Origin of the sequence: Vibrio sp. Makdt, assembly GCF_027587015.1 — a bacterium.
Taxonomy (GTDB): Bacteria; Pseudomonadota; Gammaproteobacteria; order Enterobacterales; family Vibrionaceae; genus Vibrio; species Vibrio chagasii_B.
On sequence record NZ_JAPPTH010000005.1, the window covers coordinates 234,720 to 256,986 of the forward strand.

General features: G+C 41.2%; 19 protein-coding genes. 3 read left to right on the forward strand and 16 right to left on the reverse strand.

The window, feature by feature from the left end; translation table 11 throughout:
* Positions 1 to 80 precede the first annotated feature (80 nt).
* The 4 genes from OH460_RS08830 to OH460_RS08845 all read right to left on the reverse strand — a co-directional run bounded on the left by OH460_RS08830 (position 81) and on the right by OH460_RS08845 (position 3,910).
* Positions 81 to 491, reverse strand: coding sequence for a hypothetical protein (locus OH460_RS08830; RefSeq protein WP_269996729.1), 411 nt, complete (start codon positions 489 to 491; stop codon positions 81 to 83).
* Positions 492 to 677: 186 nt separating this feature from the next.
* Positions 678 to 1,127, reverse strand: a complete 450-nt coding sequence (locus OH460_RS08835; protein WP_269996731.1) for a hypothetical protein — start codon at positions 1,125 to 1,127, stop codon at positions 678 to 680.
* 259 nt (positions 1,128 to 1,386) lie between these two features.
* Positions 1,387 to 1,635 carry a hypothetical protein gene (locus OH460_RS08840; protein WP_269996733.1) on the reverse strand — a complete coding sequence of 83 codons (249 nt, stop codon included), beginning with the start codon at positions 1,633 to 1,635 and terminating at the stop codon, positions 1,387 to 1,389.
* A gap of 469 nt (positions 1,636 to 2,104) precedes the next feature.
* Positions 2,105 to 3,910 carry an ATP-dependent helicase gene (locus OH460_RS08845; protein WP_269996735.1) on the reverse strand — a complete coding sequence of 602 codons (1,806 nt, stop codon included), beginning with the start codon at positions 3,908 to 3,910 and terminating at the stop codon, positions 2,105 to 2,107.
* Between the two features lie 160 nt (positions 3,911 to 4,070).
* Here OH460_RS08845 and OH460_RS08850 point away from each other — a divergent pair, with 160 nt between their 5' ends.
* Positions 4,071 to 5,087 carry a hypothetical protein gene (locus OH460_RS08850; RefSeq protein ID WP_269996737.1) on the forward strand — a complete coding sequence of 339 codons (1,017 nt, stop codon included), beginning with the start codon at positions 4,071 to 4,073 and terminating at the stop codon, positions 5,085 to 5,087.
* A 54-nt stretch (positions 5,088 to 5,141) separates the two neighbouring features.
* Here the strand turns inward: OH460_RS08850 and traN are convergent, their stop codons facing one another.
* The 7 genes from traN to OH460_RS08885 form a co-directional block, all read right to left on the reverse strand.
* Complete coding sequence (gene traN / locus OH460_RS08855; protein WP_269996739.1) at positions 5,142 to 9,263, reverse strand: conjugal transfer protein TraN; 4,122 nt, start codon at positions 9,261 to 9,263, stop codon at positions 5,142 to 5,144.
* A complete protein-coding gene (locus OH460_RS08860) occupies positions 9,233 to 9,592 on the reverse strand; it encodes a hypothetical protein (RefSeq protein WP_269996741.1) in 360 nt (119 codons plus the stop codon). The genes traN and OH460_RS08860 overlap by 31 nt, the downstream gene beginning before the upstream one ends.
* Positions 9,593 to 9,868: 276 nt before the next feature.
* Entirely contained in the window at positions 9,869 to 10,930 is a 1,062-nt protein-coding gene (locus OH460_RS08865; protein WP_269996743.1) for a TraU family protein, read from the reverse strand.
* Positions 10,927 to 11,061, reverse strand: a complete 135-nt coding sequence (locus OH460_RS08870) for a hypothetical protein (protein WP_269996744.1) — start codon at positions 11,059 to 11,061, stop codon at positions 10,927 to 10,929. Before OH460_RS08870 ends, OH460_RS08865 begins: the two co-directional genes overlap by 4 nt.
* Positions 11,058 to 12,482: a TrbC family F-type conjugative pilus assembly protein gene (locus OH460_RS08875; RefSeq protein ID WP_269996746.1), complete on the reverse strand. Its 1,425-nt coding sequence runs from the start codon at positions 12,480 to 12,482 to the stop codon at positions 11,058 to 11,060. Before OH460_RS08875 ends, OH460_RS08870 begins: the two co-directional genes overlap by 4 nt.
* Positions 12,469 to 13,017 carry a S26 family signal peptidase gene (locus tag OH460_RS08880; RefSeq protein WP_269996749.1) on the reverse strand — a complete coding sequence of 183 codons (549 nt, stop codon included), beginning with the start codon at positions 13,015 to 13,017 and terminating at the stop codon, positions 12,469 to 12,471. Before OH460_RS08880 ends, OH460_RS08875 begins: the two co-directional genes overlap by 14 nt.
* Before the next feature lie 77 nt (positions 13,018 to 13,094).
* On the reverse strand, positions 13,095 to 17,420 hold the full coding sequence (locus tag OH460_RS08885) for a hypothetical protein (protein WP_269996751.1): 4,326 nt from the start codon (positions 17,418 to 17,420) through the stop codon (positions 13,095 to 13,097).
* A gap of 189 nt (positions 17,421 to 17,609) precedes the next feature.
* On the opposite strand from OH460_RS08885, the gene OH460_RS08890 reads away from it, so the two are divergent.
* Positions 17,610 to 17,990: a hypothetical protein gene (locus tag OH460_RS08890; protein WP_269996753.1), complete on the forward strand. Its 381-nt coding sequence runs from the start codon at positions 17,610 to 17,612 to the stop codon at positions 17,988 to 17,990.
* Here OH460_RS08890 and OH460_RS08895 read toward each other — a convergent pair.
* The 5 genes from OH460_RS08895 to OH460_RS08915 form a co-directional block, all read right to left on the reverse strand.
* A complete protein-coding gene (locus OH460_RS08895; RefSeq protein WP_269996755.1) occupies positions 17,980 to 18,558 on the reverse strand; it encodes a hypothetical protein in 579 nt (192 codons plus the stop codon). The two genes, OH460_RS08890 and OH460_RS08895, sit on opposite strands and share 11 nt — an antisense overlap.
* A gap of 10 nt (positions 18,559 to 18,568) precedes the next feature.
* Entirely contained in the window at positions 18,569 to 19,342 is a 774-nt protein-coding gene (locus OH460_RS08900) for a thioredoxin fold domain-containing protein (protein WP_269996756.1), read from the reverse strand.
* Positions 19,343 to 19,351: 9 nt separating this feature from the next.
* Positions 19,352 to 19,948: a hypothetical protein gene (locus tag OH460_RS08905; RefSeq protein WP_269996757.1), complete on the reverse strand. Its 597-nt coding sequence runs from the start codon at positions 19,946 to 19,948 to the stop codon at positions 19,352 to 19,354.
* Positions 19,949 to 20,078: 130 nt separating this feature from the next.
* On the reverse strand, positions 20,079 to 21,251 hold the full coding sequence (locus OH460_RS08910; RefSeq protein WP_269996759.1) for a PD-(D/E)XK nuclease-like domain-containing protein: 1,173 nt from the start codon (positions 21,249 to 21,251) through the stop codon (positions 20,079 to 20,081).
* 182 nt (positions 21,252 to 21,433) lie between these two features.
* Complete coding sequence (locus OH460_RS08915) at positions 21,434 to 21,934, reverse strand: hypothetical protein (protein WP_269996761.1); 501 nt, start codon at positions 21,932 to 21,934, stop codon at positions 21,434 to 21,436.
* Positions 21,935 to 22,074: 140 nt separating this feature from the next.
* Here OH460_RS08915 and OH460_RS08920 point away from each other — a divergent pair, with 140 nt between their 5' ends.
* Complete coding sequence (locus OH460_RS08920; RefSeq protein WP_269996763.1) at positions 22,075 to 22,254, forward strand: hypothetical protein; 180 nt, start codon at positions 22,075 to 22,077, stop codon at positions 22,252 to 22,254.
* Positions 22,255 to 22,267: the final 13 nt, after the last annotated feature.

Consider the following 22,267-nt stretch of genomic DNA (forward strand, 5'->3'; position numbering starts at 1 on the left):
TAGGGTTGGTTGTTTTATTAAAAAATCAATTGAATTAGTAAGCAAATAATATCCGTTGCATATTCCATTAGATTTAGTCCTTAAAATAGAAAGGTCAACATACCAACAATGGCTAGGACGGTGCCTAGAATCATGTGTTGGTTAGCTATGCGTGAAGTGTGATCTGGATGTTTCCAAGACCAAACTAGCATATCTAAATATGTTGCATTTTTTACGTATAACTCACAAGGTTTCCCAATGCGAATTCCCAAAAGGTCTGCGGTGTCGTACTCGATTGCAAGTGTCGACTTGTTCAAACCTTTCATCCCACCAGAACCAAGACAGTCAGCTACTGCCCACTGCTTGTTGATAGGGTTGGTGATTTTAAGTGGCTTACGCCGGAAGAAAAGTGATTTATCACGCTTCGACGCATCTATGAGTGTATTGTGCACTCGAACGCGAGGATGTGAATAATCACCTTCTTTCTTTTCAATCGTATTAGTGAATTTCATGCTTCCCCTTACTATTGATTAGTAAGATTCTGAATGCCGCTTTCGATATGTAGTTAATCGATATACAAAAGAGCACCAGAAGAGATCCTAACTCCCAACGAGAGGTAAATGTTAAGCCAAAAATTTCGTATTCAAACATAGTAAATCCTCAAGATAAAAAAATGAAATATGGTGGTTTCAGTTTAATTATCCAGAGTCCTTAAATTGAACATCGAAATAGACCTTAACAAGACCTGTAATGGTGATTAGAGCACTTGAAGCAACAAACAATTTCACATTCACATCAACAACGCCGGTTCCTGTTAGTATTGCAGATAGAGCGCCACCGCCAACACCGTAAGCCATTCCTTGTAAGTACCCAAAATAACCATTCACAACTAACAGAGCGCGTTGAAAACGGCTTTTGCTTCGAGTGTTTGATTTGATATTTGGAAGGAACTTGTTGCTTTTGGTGAAGCCTTTCAGGGTCGAACGTTTTGCTAATGCACTCTTAGTTAAGGTTACTTTGTTAACTTCATGAGTGCGAATAACAGTTCGAGTGGTAGTGTTTATGGTTGTTTTAAAGCCATATTCATTCACCGTTGTTTCTGTTTTTGTTTCAATTGTCTCTTTGGTTGTTTTGATTTGGTTGGTCATAATTGTCTTCCTCAGTTAGTTTATGAACTATGAGAAAACACAATTATCCCTTGAGGGGTTGTGTTTCCCTCATAGGGTGTATTACAAAAATTTCTTGATGTAATACGGGTTAAGTTTACTTCTCGAATGTGGAAAGAATTGCTTCTATCTTATTCAAGATTGCTGGTAAGTATCGGATAAGCACTGCAATAAGTGTGATTATAAAACCGATAGTCAAAAGCGTATCCATAGTAACCTCCAAGTTACGTTAGATAAAAAACTACTTCTTCAATGTATCAGCAATGTGCATTTGGATTAAACCAATTGCTACTGCCGTAAGATATTTTGCTAAGTCATCAGTGTTAGTGAAAGCTGCAAACATACCACCAGTGAAGAAAGTTTTACCAAGTTCATGAAGATAGAAAGCAAATTTTTGTTTTCTGGCTTCGTAATCTTGTGTATCTGTGTATCTTTTCAGTTTTTGGATTTTAAGTTTTGCTATGTAAGCAAGTAATCGTAGATCGATCATAATAGTCACCTCTGTAATTAATTTTTATTTAATGCAGAGGAACAACCTTGAGGGTTATTACACCCTGCGCGGTTGTTTTGTTTTTGACATAGCTTGATCTCTCAAATTTGTCGTTTTAAGAAAGTTGTGTATCAAATTTCCGTTCTGTGGGGATACGCATAACCGAAGTTAAAACCACTCAATCAGCACTAATTTTCACGTATGAAAAAAATGAAGATTGCGATAAATCAAAAATAGATGCATAGATCTTTTGGGATTTGGGGAACGAGGGTAAATACCTAAGACATTTCTCTTAGGTATTTACTCTCTGATTTGAATATGGGTATAGGGATAAAGCCCGCGCAGAATGCTTATGTTTAGGCTTAACATAGCGAACCCTTTAATAAAGGGGAGACTCATCTGGCAGAGTCAGGGGATTTATTCAATGTTATATCCCCATTAAGTCACTGTCAACCGAATGGGGATTAATCTAGTGTTGAAACTTATGGTATTCATCGGAATCAAGGAAGGGTCTAACTTCCTTTATGAATATTGACTCCTTTCCAACAAGATATGACATCATGCATTTATCCATTGCTCTTGTCATTCCAACAAACAGCAGTCTCCGTTCCTCTGCTTCATAAGCATCTTCGTCAGGCACTTCTTCTTTTGGCGGCGCCGGAATCTGACCTGTTGTACAGCCCATAATCCAAACGTTCTTCCACTGAAGTCCTTTAGAGCTATGTAACGTGAGTAACTCTACTGCCTCTTCATCATTGTCTTCATTAAATTCATCTCGACTCTTCTGGCTGTTTTCTACCATCTTACAAAAAGTCTTCATTGTTTCCTCGAACATCTCCTGATTACTAGACCTCATTATGTCGATCGTGATTTCAAGTATGTTTGCCTCAGCCTTGTTTAGTGTTCTACACCCTGTAATAAGCGTATCCAATTCACTGATACCGTCACGAGTGAGCAGCCCGCCGGAGATAAAGTGGTTCCAAGTATGAAACAAGCGTTCATCCGTATTTTGTGGTAATTCGCTTTCTTCAGGGAGTTGGTAGTTGGCCATACTATGTTTCCGCGATAAGCCACCAGCAAGACGTGATTCTTGAATTTCATCTTCCGTTGCCCCGAGCCAAGAAAGGATGTCTGGCGCGTGTTTTTTCGTTTGTTTTAAATAAGACTTTACTATTTTGTAGACCATATCTACGAACGGATGGCTTAGAATCCCCTCAGTTTCTTTCGTCTTGTATGGGACGTCCATGGCTGTGAGCATAGAAGCCAAGTTCCAAAGTCGCTTGTTAGTTCGAGCAAGTACGGCCCAATCGTTCAAGTTACTTTGTTCCATTAGGCACAAAGCAATCTCTTCGATCTCGACCTTATCGTCTTTGAAGGCACTTAACTTAACTTCCCCGCCCATGCTCGCAATGCTTTTCATGTCTTTTGATACTCGACTATCATTGTGCTCAATTAAGTGCTTAGCAGTGAAAAGAATGCCGGGTTTGCAGCGGAAACAAGTATTGAGTACATGTAACTTGGGGTTAAAATCTTCTTTAAAGTTGATAAAGTTTTCATATCCATTGGACCCGCGGAACGAATATATTGATTGGTCATCATCGCCGACCACCAATACTTCGATATCACTCTCCGCGTAAGCTTTTATCCACCTATACTGAATCGCTCCAGTATCTTGAAACTCATCCACGAGTAGATGCGTAATATTCAAAAGAGGTATAGCACCGGTTTCTTGCCCCTTGACTACAACCTTTGCTATAGATGGAAAATCCCACATTTTTTTCTGACGGCGAAACGCATCATATTGTTGATAGATTTTGTACCCGTTTGGGTTCTCATCGATCTCTGATTGAGGGATCTCGATAAATCCACCAAAATAATCAACCATCCTCTTCGCATCCTGATGCTTCATCTTCATCATATTTAGATGCTGTAATGTTCGTCGTACTAAGTTCCACTGTTCAGGAGTGCTCATTATATCAATTTTCTGATTGTCGCTTGCTTCCCTGAGTTGCTTTAAGAATAGACTATCAAAAGTTGATACTTTCACCTGATTTTCGTAACGAGTTCTCCCTACCTCACCCTCTATCCGCTCACGCAACTCCGCTGCGGCCTTTTTAGTAAAGCTGATGGCTTGGTAAAAACAATTCGGCACATTGTTGAGCCTTTCGGAAATATGGTAAACACAAGTGTGGGATTTCCCCGAACCTGGAAGTGCGATGCAGGCACAGTGGCCCCTTGTATCCACAACGGCATGTTGTCGATCAGTTAGAGACATAGATTTACAAATTGGGTCTGGTATGTTGATTGTTAAAGATACCGATGTACCATACCAAAATCAATATCGCCGATCGTGTAGTATTGTGGCGATCAATTGTTTATTGTTTTTTTTTGATATATTGAACCTAACTTTAAGAAATCACAGGATGATTCGAAATATGAAATCCAAATTACTGATAACTATTACCGGTTTAGCTGCACTTTCACTTACAGGTTGCGCTTCAACTTTTAGTGGTACTTTCGGCACCACCACTGAGCGCACAATGCTCAATGCTGAATCGTTTGAAGACTACGACTTATCTCAGGAAAGTGACTATAAACACTCTGATGCGATGCAATTAGCTTATCTGTTTAGTCGTAAATCTCCACATAAAGCTAATGACCTTGATCGTAATGCTGATGGATTTACCAATGTTTCAGTCCGTGCCACGCAAGCGGCCAATGTAGCTGCAGTAGCAACAACAACCTTAAACCCTTTTCAGGCTGCTTTTAATGTTATCGGTCTTCAAGGCAGTTTATCTAAGATGAATTACTACTATCGACACAACATCCTTTTTCGCGTGATACCTGTTGAGTCAAATGATGACTCTGCAATTGCAGATCTGCTTCTCAAAAATCAAGAAGAAATGACCGCTATTATTGAGAATGCATATTTGAATTCGAGCGATGTTGTAAAAGTGGAAAAATTCATTCCTGTAAATGTTGGACTTTCTACTTTCAATGATTCAAGTTTTGTTGTTCCACTTACAGAAAGTGGCACTGTTGCACATTGTTCTGACCCCGACTTATTTGATAAATTTTCTGGTTACATGAATAGTGACTACGAAGCGGACAGTCGCTTGCCTATCTCTCCATTAAATTGCTTTGGAATGGTAGAAGCGGAAGGTCATTACTACTATAAATCTTCGAGTGAAGGGTCATTACTACCCAATGGTGACTTCATTGTAATGATGGCCACTCTACCTTCTATGTTTCCGATTGATGGTTTGACATCCAGCAACCATAATGACTACTTCTATCAAACTGCATTATCTTATATGAATGATGAAAATATTATTCGCTTTCTAAAAGATGACATTTATTCATTAAAGCCATACTGGGATCAAGGGTACTTTAGTGAGTCTCCGAAAATTATGAATTTATCATCTAAGGAAGAACTTAAGTTCGGTATGTAAATCAAATGGCAGGCTAACGTTATATACACCGTTATGCCTGCCTTCTAATACCTCTTAGTCCGCAAATATACCAGTCTTGCATCCCTGCAAGTTTGAGGTTTCAGAACAATCCGCCTCTCCTAAAACATCAGAGCGATCCATAACTTCACGATATTCTTCATTGAAGTCCTCCACTCCTCGGTCGTACTGTAATTGTAATGAGTCTGAGCGACCGTATGGGTTTGCGTAACTGTTATCCTTCGTCCACTCTTCAAGAGTGTCTTGTCCATCCGGCAAGGTGCCTGACTGAACCATCAAGTCATACCATTCGTCAAGATTGATAGAAGAAAAATCAACAAGCGGAATTTCAGCAAGGGTTAACCCTCGACATTGCTCATTGTTATACCACTCCGACTTGCTCTTGGCTCTTCCGCCAAAAGGTTGTGGTTGATAGATTGCTTGTTCCATTATTATTCGTGACATAATTGATGAAAAACAACACCATTTTTTCTCGTATTTTCGCATACAGATTCCAAATTTTTTATCGCAATCCCTTGTATGAGAATAAAAGCATTTTTTCTCTTTCAGAACTTGTGGCATATCCATTTCTGAATCATCACAACCATTTAGTAATTGATACACTGCTTGAGCGATCTTTATAACTGCAATAGCTACTGAGACAGCGCCCATAAAAGCGGCTATAGCTTCAACGGCTGCACCTGCAGCTTGCTTTGCAGCTTCATCGGTTACTTGGCTTTTAACAGTTTCTGCAAATAAAGCCTCACCTGCTGATGCCATAGCTTCTTGCATAATTTCAGGTAACAAATCAACGATGTAGTCGATTGCTTGAGCGACCATTTCATCAATTATCTCATCCTTAATCATTTCTTTAGCCCAATTAAGGAATACTTTATCCGTGTCCGCACCGCTGCTATCGTTCGGTGATTCTTCAGATGACTTCTCCCCATGCGCTGTTTCATTACCCTCTGCAAACTTTTCAGTTTGGGGTTTTTCAAGCCCTATCCATGATTTGGCTCCATCTGTTATATCTTGGCCTACTTGCCCGAGTTCAGCTGTAATACCGTCTTGTTCGTTGATTCCAAAATCTATGGTTGGCACATAACCTTCCATCGAGCCCCATGCTTGAGATGCCATACTTTCTTCGATACCAAACATTTCACTTTCAAAGGAAGCAACTGTCATTAGGTTGAGAGTTACGGCAAAGAAATCGATCGTTTTTCCTTTGAACTCTTCACAGCAATCAATCATTCCGAACTGATCATAAGAACAAGTCCTTTGATCCCCTTTGTATACTTGGCAAGTATTAATATCGTCTGGATCAGAACAGTCCATGTATTCTCTCATTTCGGAAATGAGAGCTATCTGGGTTACCACGTCTGCAAAGTCTGGATTTACCTCTTCACCTCGATGATCACACTCACCACCAGAACAAGGAAGGACTGAGCATGTGTTTTCCATCGGCACTTCTTCCCAAGCGTTAGAATTATCTACACAGTTGTAGATCTCCTTTTCCGCTAAGCAAGAGCCATCTGGTTGCTCAAACCCTTCAACACATTCCCGTTTAACCCAAGAACAGTCTTCACGAGCTTCTAAGGGTGCACAGGTATTGTCCATCTCTTGGAGTTTGTCATATGTCCAAACTGAACCACTAGGACCCAGAATGGAACCATTGTCAGATAGAGCTCCACAGCGAAAGTCTACAGCATGACCCTGTACGCATCGTGATGGATCTGAATCTCCAGGGAACAACGGGCCAAAATCATACGGGACTACCTTTTCCATCCCCTCAAAAAACACGTTATTTAATGATATTGTCGCAAAGCCAAACCTACCCGTTTTTATTGTCTCAAGTTCTGGTGGTATGTCGATTCTTAGGGTGTCATCAATCCAGAATTTTACGTATCCAAATTCATCTTGCTTGTACTCAATCTCATATTTTCTACCTGGACTCCAAGGCGTCCTGTCAGAATGTATGACATCTAGAATTCTGACACTATTTCCAAACCGGTCTGTTTCATACATGTCATTATGGAAATTGATGCCCCAATAAGATGGAAATCGATTTTCCAGTGTTGAATACGGAACATAACTTTTGTAAAAAGACAAACCGTAATAACTGCCATTACTCCCCTCATGATTCGATGTCCATAACAACACATAGTAGTGATTGTATTCCTGGTCGGTAGCATTCGGGTCGTAGTCTGCATTGTCAGGATCTTTGTTGAAGTGCGGGGCTTCTGGGTACCCAATCATAAAGCCAAAAGAGTCATCATCATCTGACGGTACAGTTACATCCCCTCGGAACCATAAATTGCCAACATTTTGCATTGAACCATACGCAGAAAATGCTCCATTTTGCGTCGAGCGAGCATCGTAGCCTTGGTTCGTAATGTTCCAGTTTCTAACGCCATCCCACTCTTCCCAGTCTTCCATCCCTAAAGTGTTCGGGGGCATTGTCAAGTCGCACTCCCAACCAGTCGCTGTACACTCGCCGCTTGTATAGCGGTCAAAACAATTTTCTGGTTCATATCTAGGCTCATCGAACCAGTCCGTGCGAATGTCTTGGTCAAACTGTATGACAACAACTGCATGAGCTTCGCCGCCTCCACCGACTCCAATTTTGTAATTGAAGTCTATACGGTTGTCATCAGCGAGTGCTTCCTGAAACTGTTGGGTAGCATCAATTGAACCGTTCCAAGTGTACGAGGTTCCGTTCTCACAACTCTGTCCAGCAGAAGGCCACCCACTAACATTCCAAGGAGCTTTTGCGGCTCTAAATACTTCATTACCATCAGCCGCGATAACAATCATGTCGTCATATAAAGACTTGGTGAACGTCGCCTTCTTTACACCGATATCTTTCGTCATTTGTACAACAACATTCCGAGTGTAGGTCTTACATGCCTGCCCTCCATCGTTTAAGCAGTTGTCACAAATCTCACCCATAGTAATGCGAATTGTGTCATTTGCTATTACTTCAACTTCAGCCTTATCCGCCCCTTCGATAATTTTAATAACAGGTTCTTCGATATACCTTTGAACTTTGCAAGAGCTGAAGTTCATGGTCACTGGCTTAGTACATGATTCTTGTGTGATGATCTGCTTGTCAGGGTTTAGTACAGTTTTAGTTCCTCCAACCTCACAGTCACCAAAATATGGATCTGTGCCATCCCCAATGCCTTTGTTGATATCTTTACTGCTATCAAGCCAGTCATCACTCGGGTCTATAGCTGGCGGCCTATTTTTGTGAATATTATCGTCAACCAAAGCATATGCTTCAGCTGCTAAGTTGGGATGTTCTGGATCAGAGTCATTTAAGTAGGACTGATATGACCCGTGATTCGTTTGAATAACAGTTGTTTGTTCTTTCTCATTACCGAATGTATTGTCAATCGAAGAGTATTGATTATGGGTTCGGTCATTCTCACCGATAGCAACTACATCTTTAAAATTATCTTTGTTAGCTTGTAATTCTCTATCGGCTTCCTGATTAAGAAGCCCCATATCAAGCGTCACATCACCTTGATTATTTGCACCTTGAACCTTACCTGACTGCAGGCCACCGATAGCCCAAGCTAAGTCAGCCCCTGAATTATACTGCTCGTTAAAATCTGAAGGGTCACTCAGTTTCGGTGTACATACGGATGATTTTTCATCGAAATAGTGAGTTGTGGGACATTGCTTTCCATCTCCACCAATACATTGTCCATTCGAATAAGTTGTGCCACTTGGACATTCTGCTGACAGTTCATTGATACAACCGTTTAGTGTTTGGTCGAAGATAGTACCTACAGGGCACGAAACATTAAGGTCCTGCATCCAGGTTCTTAAACAGGTTGTTGGAGCTCCGGTAACACTGTCGTAATACAATGGGTTATCTGCATCTAGCCCAGTAGGAGTTCCCCAAAGTGGTTCTCCATTTTGGCGACCTGACGAATTGTTCTGGTTTGGAGTTGGGCAGTCGCGCTTTTGAGCCTCATATGCTTTCCTGTAACACATCACTGGATTACTTGAGGTTGGTGAAGGTATTGGGCTTTCTATCGTCCAATCAAGTTCAGGAAATTCAACATAAATGATTTCACCTTCTCTACATTTCCCTTGAGCTGCACCCTCAGCTGTACAAGTCGCTTTATTATTAACCCTAGCTAAGCTATTGGGTCTTGATCCGCGGGGCATGTACTTAGAGGATTCGATAGATCGATATTACAGAGGTCTGAACATACATACTGACTAGGGGCTTCGAACCTCCACGCCGTCACGCACTGACCAGAAGATTTTGTATATCCATTAGGACAAATACCATAAGCATCCGGCGATGTTTCGTGTCTACACTGCTGACCGTTAGCTCCACCACTTACCCATCCGCTAGGACACACCACTTCTGCAGTTTTTGATTTATTGGCTACACAAGTATTTACTGGCTTATCCAAAACGACATCACGAACCACTTGAGGAGAGAATCCATTAGGACATACTGGAATAATGGACGCGGTTTCCTGCATCATACACTTCCCAGAAACCTTATCATAACCGGGTTCACAACTATGTTCCGGCGGCTCGAGAGTTGCGGCTTGTAGTTCATTTGACAACGCTAGACCAGCTAATCCAGCTGATGCTGGAAACAATAAGGCTGGATTTGCTATGGCGTTATAAGAAGAACTAACTATTGCTGCCACACGATACGGTGTAGCAGTGGCGTTAACCCCTTGAATAACCATGAGTATCAAACTCATGTAAGTTATTAGTATTTGTCGTATTCTAAGGTACATTTCTATATCTCTTTACAATAATGGAATGCAGCAATCAGCCCATCGAAATATGTTGTATACGAATGTCGTATCTTCGCCGCCACCTGGTGAAGTCCGGCCCAATCCCCATTTCAGCCAATTCTCGCCTAAAGGTTGGCAGCATGATCCCGACGCTTGAGCGCTTGGGAAGGCCATTTGGAATTTGTATTGAGATTTAGGCAGCATTGGAGTGTATTTATACTTACACATTGCATCTTTACCCATTGTTAAGGCACTCAACCCTAACCTGTGTGATTTAGCAATTGCTCTTTGTGTTACCAATGACGTGGCTTGTATTGGGTTGTCGGCGGCACCGGATATATTGCCGGTTAATGGGTACAATGAACCATCACAGCCTGCGCAATGCCAGTTTGCTTGACTTGCTTCACCTGTTAGCATCGTTTCGGCGCAATCGTACATGCACATAGCCTGCCCTACCGGGTTCGCAAACGCTACAGCATCTGGATTCAGCACGAAGCTCATTAGGTCGTCATACCATTCTACAGTGAGAGGTGACATGAACATGATATCAAGGTCAACCGTACCCGGAGTCTTGTCGCATTCAGGAATTGCTAACACTTGCATCATTTTTAGTACAGGGGAAGCCAAATAGTTGTAATGATATTGGACAAGTTTTGACTTTTCGTTCGACTCTTGGGAGTTTGGGTCATCACCTGATTTATCATCTAACGAAGTACCAATATGTGTATAGTCATTTGATAGCTGAACACCGCCAAGTGTAGGGCTACAATAAGGAATTGTTGATACTTCCATGATCTGATCTGGTTGGTAGAAACCTACAGCAAAACCAGGTATTGGGATTCCTAAGTCATCGTCGCAAGCGCACATAAAGTCATCGTTGGCCCCTTCCGGCGGATCAGTCAGGCCAAATAAAGAGATTGGCAGTGCACAAGTCCAGCATATATCTGTCATAAGACCCGTAAAATATTCTGAATCAGGGCACTGACTGTCCATACCACCAGCACTACTTGCGCCGCTAAGCAGTAATGTGGCTGAAGCCAAAGCTACTGTTATTTTCCTCACCAGACTTTTCATGTTCGAATTATTCCTTGCACTGCTTCGATCACTTCAAGGGAGTAATTTCTGATATGTTCTGCCGTTTCTGGTTGGTGAGAAGCTAAAAATACGCCGATCACAACACCTAATAAAATACTTAACCAATTCATAATTTATTTCCTTCTAACTGTTCATGTATGACGTTTAAAGTTTCTTCACCATACTCTTTAATCCAAATGCCTTTTCCACCGACAATATCTACTCGAATAGGTAGCGAAGTAATTTTGAATCGGTCTACATATGATGGCTGTAACATGTATATCTTATGTTCAAACTCTGTTTCCAGATCGTTTATTCCCTTAAATTTTTCCTTAGGGTTCAAGTGGTTAACAACAATCGTCGGGATACCTACGGAATCTGAATACAATCGATCTTTCACTAAGCTTTTTTGTCGAGGGTCTCTTGGGTCAATGATGAACAGTGAACGATTCATACCTTCAAACCCAGCTAAAGGATTTACTACATCCCCTTTCTTAGCCATAAGCTTTCCACCAGCATAAACATCCTTGGTGAAAATGATCCGAGGGTCTAGTTCATAGTTCTTATCAACCTCTGGAACTGGAAATTTCTTAAATGTTTGGCGAGCAAAAAAGCTATTAAGAGCTTTCTCTCTTTGTTTTTTCCAGTCTATTTCTTGATACTTTCGTTCAAGGAGCGCGAGTAGGTCTTCTTCAACAATTACAGTCGTTGGAGTTAACATTCCTAACTTTGCACTAGATGTCTGATTTCTGCTTTGTTCAACAAACCAATCCAACGCGACTAAACCATGGGCGGTAACCGTTATGTCCTGTTTGGTGTAAGCCATTGCTGGGGCCGATGTAATACTGAAGATATTAAATAATCTAGGGTCAATAATTACTTTGGGTGGTGCTTTGTCTAGTTTTGCATCCTTTAAAATCTGCAATAAATATCTGGAAGTATCCGTTATCGATGTTGTTCCGGGGAGCATTCCTCTCAGAACGACCGTCGAACCTGTGTTTTTTGCTGCCACTAAAACGTCAGATATTTCAACAGATTTCATCGAACTAGTGATGAACAAGTACATGTCTTCAGTTGGTTCTAGGAATGAGTTAGCTTGATCATTACCTCTAACAACCTCAATCTTTTTCTTTGCGACTTGCGGGTAAGCTGCTTTTATTCTTTTTTGAACTATTGATTCTGCATCTTTACTAATTTGGCTTACTGTCGAGTCCCAAGAACCTTTATTGACAATCCACTCCGGCCTATCTTTCTCTACAAGCCCAAGCTCTTGCGCTTGCTTATGGCTTTCTCTAAATAATTTCGCGTCTTCCTTGGTGAAAACAACAGACCCTGGAAATTTGACGTTAGTTGGTTCGGTTGAAATGCCTTCCAAGTATTCTTTCGAAGCTTCGTAAGCACTTTTTCCGTCTAACTGTAGGTTTTCGAACTGAGAGTGTGTACTTCTTAATGCATCTATTTCTGCTTGTGTCGGTTCTAGGTTTGAGTCTTTTGCGATAACGCCCGATGAAGCCATTAGGAGTCCGATTACACCTAATTTATAGTAAGACATATGCTTTTCCGATTATGTGGTCTGGATTACTCGGCCCCACTACCCTGCCATCCAATGAATGAGGCGTGTCACCGATCAAAAAAACTTGGTTTTCTTTTAATACCCACTCGGTACCCAAATTGTATTTTTTCTTTGCTAAGTCGTACTCAGTAGAAAGTGGTGCAATCCGATTAAAGCCTCCTGTAGATGATACAGTTGTGCCATCAAAGGTTACGGTTTCCCCGGGAATACCCGCGACCATTTTTATGTAGCGGTTCTCATCAGGGAGAATTGGTACCCCAACCCCTTCAATGGCAACTATATCGCCAGAGTTGGCGGACTTATCATATTTGTCTACTAATAGAATTCGTGCATCTAAACATCGGTAACCCGTGTAGTCGATCATTATTGTAAATCGATCTATAAAAGCATTCATACCGGCGACACCAAGTGCACATACTAGTGCCCCAGAAGTTATTCGCTTGATTAGGTTTGGCTTTCGGAAGCCGAGTTCAGTCTTGAAAAAATCGTAATTTCGAGTGGTGATCTGGTTCATTCTAACACACCTCCAGTAAATGAAAACGCCCAGTGATTAACAACCGCTGGGCGTTGATTAATAAGCTATATCAGGGATTACTCTTCCTCTTCCTTAGGTTCAGAGATAATAAATAGCTTTTCGATTTGAGTGCTTTCAAAAGAATCATCAGTTGCTGTCATTCGAACAATAAAAGATGTCTTTCCAACTAATTCTGTAGCGTTTTTAGTTAGACGGTATTCTTTTGTTGAACCTGCCAATCCAAGTTCCGGGAACTCCATCAAGTACTGCTTAACGCGGCCGTCTGCATCAGAACATCTTGCCTTAAAGTTGTAAGATGAAGTAGCCTCACTCATTTCCAATTCACACACAGGGCGTATGTTCGGAATTACAGTAAAACTAATTTCCTTTTCATCAGTGACACCAAGTTTTGAGTAAGTAATGTACTTAACTGTAACGTCACCCGCTTCTTCTGCCGTGTAGTACAGCTTAGTGCCAGACTTAGCATCAAGCTCTAACAGACCATTCACGTAGTATTCAGCACGTAACACCTTGTCACTCTTATGGTCATAGTCAACCGATGGTCGAACAACAACGTCGAGTGGGTATCGCATGTGATCGTTACTGAATGTAGTTTTTAACTCAACTTCAGCTGGCTGAGGTTCTTCAGCTGCGCTTTGGCCGGTTAATAGAACTTCATTACCACGTTCGTCTGAAATAAGGACGGCAAAATCATTAAGCCCAGCATCTTTAACATAGTATTTTGCTCGCGAACCAGTTCGCGAGTCTCGCGAAGTACCTAGTTCACTGCCATCACGTGTTAGCCAGTCATAGCTGAATACCATGTTTACTTCAGGTTCTTCTACCATCTTAATGAATACATCTACTTCCGTTGGGGCGAAGATATAGTCTTGGTCGATAGTCATTTCAAATTCAGGAAACTCATATGCTAATACCGCCATTCGAGCTTCTGTTTTTGCAAATGTTTCTGCAACCGCTGGTAGTTGAGCCTGCACATAAAACGGAAGTGTTTGCTTGAAAGAATTCAAGTCATCTTCAGTAATTGTGTAAGTTGCTGATAGGTTGTACTTATTCGATGAAACCTTCTCAACAGTCGTTGGAATTGCTGTACCATCAGGTCGATACCATGATGCAACTGCTTCGTGACCAATGTATGAGTCAGTCTGAACAGTGGCAGTAAGTGTTGTCGGAAACCCTACTTCTGATGTCTTAGAAGTTTTCACTTTCACTTTTAACGGTGAAGGCTCTTTTACTGTAATTTTCTTCTTAATTACAGTCCAACGTTTGTTTCCTGCTTGTTCTGTTTCCTTCAGTGAAACTCGAGCACAGATATCAACTTTAGTTTCTTCTGCTCGTACAAAGGTATGATCAATTCCGCCAACAGTGAACGTCTCACACTTATCTTCAGACCACTCAATATCATAAGCTGAAGCATCTTTTGGTAGGTCCAATTTTACGACATTTGGTTGATTAACATATTCAGTTCCGTTGTAGATTAAAGAAGATTCAACCTCTTCATACGCAAGTAGCTTTTCTGCAAAAATTGTAGAAATAGCACCAGTATATTTATTTTCTACGGTCGCACGGACTTCATAAGTACCAACATCGGTGAATGTATACTCAAAACGCTCAGCACGTTCTGGAGTAACCTGAGTCCAAGTTGAGTTTTTGACATTGCGGAAGTGCCAAGTAATGTCACCGTAAGCTTTTTTATCAGCTTTGGTGTTAAACTCTAATGTACCACGGTACTTAAATGGAACCGTTCGATCGGTGGTAGATGCACTAACATAGCCATCAATTGCGCCGCCTTTATGAGTTTTAAAGGTGGTATCTCGACTTTGTATGTTACGTGAGTAACCATCGTATTTAGATATGATGTCAGCAACGATTCTGAATCGATAACTCTCAGCACCAACTAAACCTGACGGATCGAATGTAAATTTAGCCTGACCGTTGTCTTGGAGCAATTGAGGGCCTGCAACATTCTTGTACTCTTTGTTGCCGATGTACTCTTGCAAGGTAACCATCCACTCACCATGAGTGTGCTTATCATACCAGTATTCTTTTGTCTTCTTATCGTAGACGCCGATCCCGGTAGTCATAGTATATGGCTTGCTGTTGACGATGTTGACATCTTCCATATCGACTAGCGCTGTAACATCCTCGTCCGGTACGTAAACCATTCGAATTTGCTCAACCTTATCGTATTGGTCATCGCGGTCATACCCTACCTTAACGCTCAAATCTGCTACTTGCCACAACTGACCAGGGTCAGTATAGACTTTGATTGTTGAACGTGGTGAAGCTGAAGTTGATACCCCACTTTGCCTAACAAGAGTAACGGTATCGTCGCCAAATGGATTTGTAGCAACAATTTGACCATCAGCATTGATCATTTTGGCTTTCACTTCAGCAACACGACCACCAGCTACTGGAGTAGCGAATGCCTGCATTGCATCACCTTCAATGATATCTCCACTTTCAATCGTCATTTCAATTGGAGGTACGTCAAGCCCTATCAGTTCAATGGTTTTGACTTCTGAAACGGATTCATTCCCATAGGAGTCGAAGAAGTGAGTTCGATATTGATATGTTGGACTTGGGGCGGCTGGGAAACCTTTCAACAAGTACTTACTTGTCATTGACTGAGTTTCAAACTCTGGATCGAGGTCTACCCAATCGATATAACAATGAAGCTCAGAACTGAATTCAAACTTAGAACCGCGCGCATCTTCAATATCATCATAGAGCTTACAGTCACGAGTACCACTTACAGTAGAGTTCTGGCGCAGGTCAGCTTCATAACGTTGAACATTTGCATAAGCATCTTCATTTCTTACAGTTAAACCAAAAGGTTGAACAATCAGAGGGGTTTCGTAAGTGTAAGTTTTACTTTGATTATCAGTAACTACCACTTCCATTATCAACTCTTGACCGCTCGGCGTATCAGCCGGGAACGATGTCAGTTTATAATGTGATTTAACGCCACTAACATCTTCGACCGATACATCGCGACCATCGATTTTCACACTTTCAATGGTCAACTCGCGAAAGCGTGAAAACAATGCAAATTGTACATCGGTTGGGAAAAACGCGGGATAAGCTTTAGTTTCACCGGCTTCTCGACCAGCAATAAAAGACATGAATTCAATATCAACGTTTTCGATGATCGATTGTTCTTGTACTTCTATGTTATTGCCTAATTGGTCTTCAAAAGTGAATTCAATTTCGTAGTCAGCAGAAGTCGTAGAGGTGACATCGTATGTCATGACAACATACTCGCCTACATACTCAGTTTTCATCGGTGAAATTATGCCTGAACTTGGTGTCCCGCGGCTTTTCCACATATATGAGTAGTTGGCACCATTGATGATCACGTCAGGAACGTCTTCATGCCCAGCCGAATCAGGGACTAATCGGCCTCTTCCGGTTAAGTTCCACCAATTATCAGTTCGTGCATAGTGTGGGGTTTTGAGTGCTATAACCCAGGTGCCATCTTCTGCAGTTAAGACTGAACCGTCATCAAGAGTGATTGTCTTGTTGTTCGGTTGGTCACCGCTCGCCATTTTTACGTACTCAGGAAGCCTTGAATCCCACTTAATGGTAATTGGTCGGATGGGGTTGAGTTCATTTGCTAAGAAATATCCATTATTCGCATCAGCAAAGGCATCAATAGTAATTTCACCATACCGATCATCTTCATTACCAAACTCGTAATCGTTTAGTGAGATGTAACAAGGTTCACCCTTACCGGAACTGATAGTACAAGAGCCATATTCAGGTAACGTAATGACTCGATCATAGTCTTTCCTCTCTGTATTCAGAGTGACAGCTACTTTTCTACCTTGGTTCGGTGAGTTGACTTCAAAAACATCACCACTCCCCTTGTTATTGTTCGAGGTGACATACTCCACACTCAATACATTTAGAGGGATTGGTGGTACAGATTGAATATTAATATTGGCTGTAGGAATAACTACTGGTGTGTTTGCACTTCCTGAGTAGAAAGTAGAAGTGATCGGAATAGCTACCGAACCAACTTGGTCAATAAGACCGCTTAATGCCCACTGTGTATATCCATCTGTTGCAACTTTTTGCATGTTGAAAGGAGCTGCGAAATCGAATTGACAGGTCAATCCATCGTTATTTTTCGCGTCCATTGCAATTTGTTGATCAGTTGTGAGCGTACACCCAGAGTTATTACCTTCTTTAATGGTAATAGCAGCAGGCTCTACAAAAGCTTCTACGGTTGGTTTCGCAGCGATGTAGGTAACGTTAGGTGATTTTGTTTGAATATCACCAGTTACCGTAACAGATTTAGCTAAGACGACTGTTGGGAATAGTGCTGTTGAAACAGCACTTGCCACCAAACTAGCCTTCAGCCATTTAGTTTTTGCCATCATATGTGCGTAATCCCTGCCATTTGACAGTTAATTTGTGGAGTTCTTTTGGAGATTTGCACATATAGAATAACCCAAATCGAGCATTTAGTAACTAGCTTTTTTTGGGCGATCAGAGTTTCATTGTGTCGATCTGCTGGGTTGGTGCTTTAAGTTGCTATTCTTAGTTCAAACAATCATTTGGATAGAGCAATGAATCAAAATCGACATATTCCTTTACTTGTAAAGAGAAGCGTAAGCGTAACAGTAGTCGAAGGACTATCTGAGGCAATTGATAAAGATCTTTTGCCAAAAAACTTCAGCACTTGTAAATTTGAAACAATTCTTGAAGATACAACCGACATCCTAATTGGGAACGGGCTCCAACTGGCAAACCACCTGAACACTAGCTTTAAAGGGTTGCTCAATCAGCTCACAAGTAACTCCATTCAAGTTGAAGGAGAGTGTTTCTGCAGCCAAGTAGTTGGCGGCAACAAGCAGTTTATGAGTGAGTTAATGACGTTTCGCTTGATTAAGGACAACGTGGAGCAAGAATTATCACTCCACGCTGTCTTACGAAAGCCTATTCACTAGATTCTTCGCGAGTTTCAAGGTACTGCGTCAACTCCTTGTTTACTATGATTGGTTGCTGGGTGAAGTTACAAAATTCAGCATTTTTCATATTCGCTTTTAAAGCAGGGTAATCACCACGCTTTAGCATATACTCGGATCGAATCACAGCCTGGCGCCTAACCTCAGTATCAATCTGATGCTGAGCAAGACGAAAGAGAATTGTTGAAGCGCCACTCTCACCCACCCCGTTGAGTGAAGCAAAGCACTTTTGAGCCGCTGTCATTAGTAAATATGCATTATATGCTTCTTCAGGCGACTCAGCAGCCATGTACAGATCGTGAGCTCTTGAATGCACTAATAGCTGCCTAATGCGCTCTTTGTAGCCCATAGAGTACTCTCTTACTTTCTCTTCAAGGTCTTTTCTTATACCCAAGTTACCTTGGACACCAAAAATAGCAGGCTTATTTTTCTTTGCCGAGTAGACTTCATCATGGGGATCTATTTGAGGGTTAACTTGGATAGAAAGTTCTTCTGCAATAGAGCTTGCACTAAGAACAGCAGTAGCTATCAAACAAACAAGCTTTATCATCTTCAAACCTTTATTTGTTTCGGGACATTAACTCGTTATACAAATCATCAAGCTGTGATTGTGAGTAGTTCCTCGCAACAATAACTTTTCCATCCCCGGTCTTGTAAACCATTCCTGGAGTTCCTGAAATACCCATTGAACGCATTACAAAGCCATTGAACTCGATTTGAGTACGGGTTTGATCATCAGCTGTTTCTGTTACTTCAAGGATGTTTGCATCAGACATGTACAGCGCTTTCGTAATATCATCACTTTTGGCAATAGTTGCTATCACATCTGCTGAATTAGGGCGTATCCACGCTACTGGTATGTATTGGACATTAAGACCCTTTTCAATTAACGGTTGCATGTTTTTATGCAACTTTCGACAAAAGGTACAGAACGGTTCATAAAAAACATACAAAGCGTTGTCTGTATTTACGTCAACATCAGTATCTCCGAGCACTAGCCCTTTGTCGAAAACCTTATTAAAGGTATCTGCTTGACTAGGGACTAGCTTGTTTCGATAAGTATTGCTTAGATTAACACCATCGACTGTAACGAGGTCGCCGGTAAATATTGTGCCTTGACTATCGTCAACCCAGTAAACATGAAAATTACCTTCGGAGTTGTCTTCAACCATTACGGCCGTGACATCTTCAACTTCTTTAACTTGTGTCGAACCTACGATCTTGAAATAGCCTTTCGTTTCCATATCTGTAAGTAGTGACGGCAGTTCAGCTGCAAATGCGGATGACGCAATTGCGGTTAGGGCAACTGCTGAAGATAGTAATATGCGTTTCACGGTTAAATCCTAGTTTGGTTTGCAGTTAAACTCAGGCATTTCTATATCAAGTACCACTAAGTAAGCTATCGCAAGCAAACCCAGCCAGATAGACATATCTACATCAGCCTCAGTTACTACATGGGGTTTATTATCAGGAACTAACTCAATTTTCCTTGAAGCAAAAGCAAATTGCTTTCTCAATTCAATCGTGGCCGATTCACTTGCTGTTCCGTCTGCAGACAATTGCCCTAAATGATCAGGGTTTGATACATCTTTCGACAATTGAGCTAAAGCCACGTCGATACCAAATTCCTTCTGATTACTGAGCAAGGTTTTGGATGGGTATGCAGCATTCTGATTGAATAGTTTTACAATGAACTGAACGTCTAAATCGTTCTGAGCTAGTAGTTCGTCCATCATAGTATCTAACTCTCTAATCAGAGTCATTAACAAAATGGAGCCTGAAAGGTGATGAGCCTCGGCTATCCCCCCTAGCTTTACAATCAATTCAATACTTCTATTGGTCAAAAGTTCAATTGCATCGGTGACTTCAATGACGGTTGCTGTTTGGGTGTCACGCAGCTGTTTTTGAATGTCTAACGTGAATACTCTTGGTTGATACATGCCTAAACTCTTGTAATAATTTAAAAGCATCTTACCAAGGTACTTAATTTATGAAAACCGTCGAGGCCTCACAAACGCGGAAGGTATCGTATTTTTGCAGTAGTTTGAATTGGTGTTCACCCCATGAACACTATGAACTTACTCTTTGTCTACGCGATAATTTGAAGAATGAGAGTTCGACCATCATCTCACCGGAGTAGTTAAGACTATTCTTTTGCTCAGTACTTTTATGCCAGTCGACAAAATCACGATAAATTTCGTCTTCGAACTTCTTACTTTTACTCCAACTCTGATCTGATAAGTAGGCGTTCTGAAACTTCACTTGCTCGTCCCACTCAATGAAGGTCAAGGCAAACATGTCCTTGAGTGGGAAGTTTGCCAGCGTAGCTACTCGATGATAAAAGGCGCCTTGAATTGCGTACAATCGATCTTCGATGTCACGACGAACTTGATGTTCGGTCAAAGTATGAATCGTTTTCAGATCGAGCATTCGATATTCATGGTCAACTCTGTCTATTCTTGCCTTTAACCAAAGTCCAGTTTCTTTATCAAAGACAATAATTGTTAGCTCGTTGTATCCACCGCGCTTGTAGTTGCGAGTAAATAAGTAAGAGTCAGTGAATGTAGTCGCTGCCTTAATAGCCTGATCGTAGTCGTTTCTATCAAGACTACGTAAGTCTTTATCGGAATGTATTGAGTCCAGATAATCAGGATAATACACATAGGCCGGATCAACTTCAGCTTGCACCAATTTAAGTTTATCGGCTATCTTCTTATTTCCTCCTTTTAAGTTATAGTCAGCAATTATTTTCTTCAATTCATCATGATCTTCAATTACTTTCACACCTTTGTTCTGCAATTCTTCAATCGTCATGTTCGTTGTAACACCGTAGTCACTTAGCCACGGTTCCAAAATATGACCATGAATCAAGTGCCCGGCAGTCATTGCTCTAACAAGTTGGGGAGACCTTTCTTTCTTATCTACATTGCCAGTAAAGTAATCATATCCACCTTGAGGGTCGAACGAGAATTGCTTCAGGCAGCTTGATGAAACACACCCTTGAATAGCATGGTAGTCTCGGTCTGGCATGTTGACGTAGATGCCTTGAACTAAACCGCCCTTTGCATCAAGCCAAGCTCTAGTTTCACCATTATACGCTTCAACTGGTTCATCTCCCCACGTAGCAAACCCACTGCATGTAGTGGTCAATTTTGGTGAACGGTTGACGCTCTTGTTAACACCGTTGCTTGAGGAGAATGTTTCCTGAAATATTGAATTTATATCGACGACTACTTGGCTCATACCCGGCTCCTATTGGCTACATCACCATAGTAGTTTTTTTTAGAGCTACATAATTCTACGTACTTGTAGATCTGTGAGTGTTCACCTTACGGTCGGTGTTCGGGTAGTGACCACGAATAAATGGGCTGTTCATGGGGTGAACAAAACGCCCTAAAACTTTTAAGTCATTGATTTGAATCGATTTACCCACCGCACACGACCGTTTCCATTGAATAGGATTTCTTATCGGTTATGTACTTCACACTACTCAATGTGATGAAGAATTTATTATTTTGAGAAAGCTCGTAATCCACTGTGACGTTCAAGTGAGTTTTTAAATCATGAGCTACTAATTCATACCCCCTACCCTTGATTGCATTGCGTCTTAACTGAGTATATTTAGTCTCTGGTTCAGATGGATGTTGAAATTTAAGGGCATACATTGGTTGCTCCTTGTGAATCCCCACAGCAAAAGTAGCTTTATCCCCCAAAACACATTTCAATGGTAACGCTTCGAACAGCAATTGAGCTTTCGTTGTCTCTTGCCGTATATCCTTGGGCGCTATTTCCTCTAACGATAGTGATTTGTATTTCTTGAGGTCAAGGGTTCTGGAATACTTATAGGATATGTATTGAGAAGCAAAAATACTCAAGACGAATATAAGTACAATAAAGACTTTAATGTTACTTTTTTTTAATTTCATTAAAGAGACTATGGCTGTGTGTGGGGAGAACTCCCATCATACATAATTACCAACCCTTCTTGCTACTGGTGATCACTTGAATCTTGTTTATGTTAAGTATTATTGCACTATACCAACCAGCAAAACTCTTAAGGCTAGTTATGAACGTAATCAAACTCCATATCAAATGCACCTGCGGTCGAGATGATAAAGTGTCTGAGGAAAAAGCAGACACTCTTCCGTTTCATGAGGACGGTGGTTTGACTTGTACTTGTGGTAAGAACCTACCAAACAAAGGCCACGGTGAAGTCAAGAAATTCGGTACGTCATGGGTTCATTAGTCAAAATCAGTGG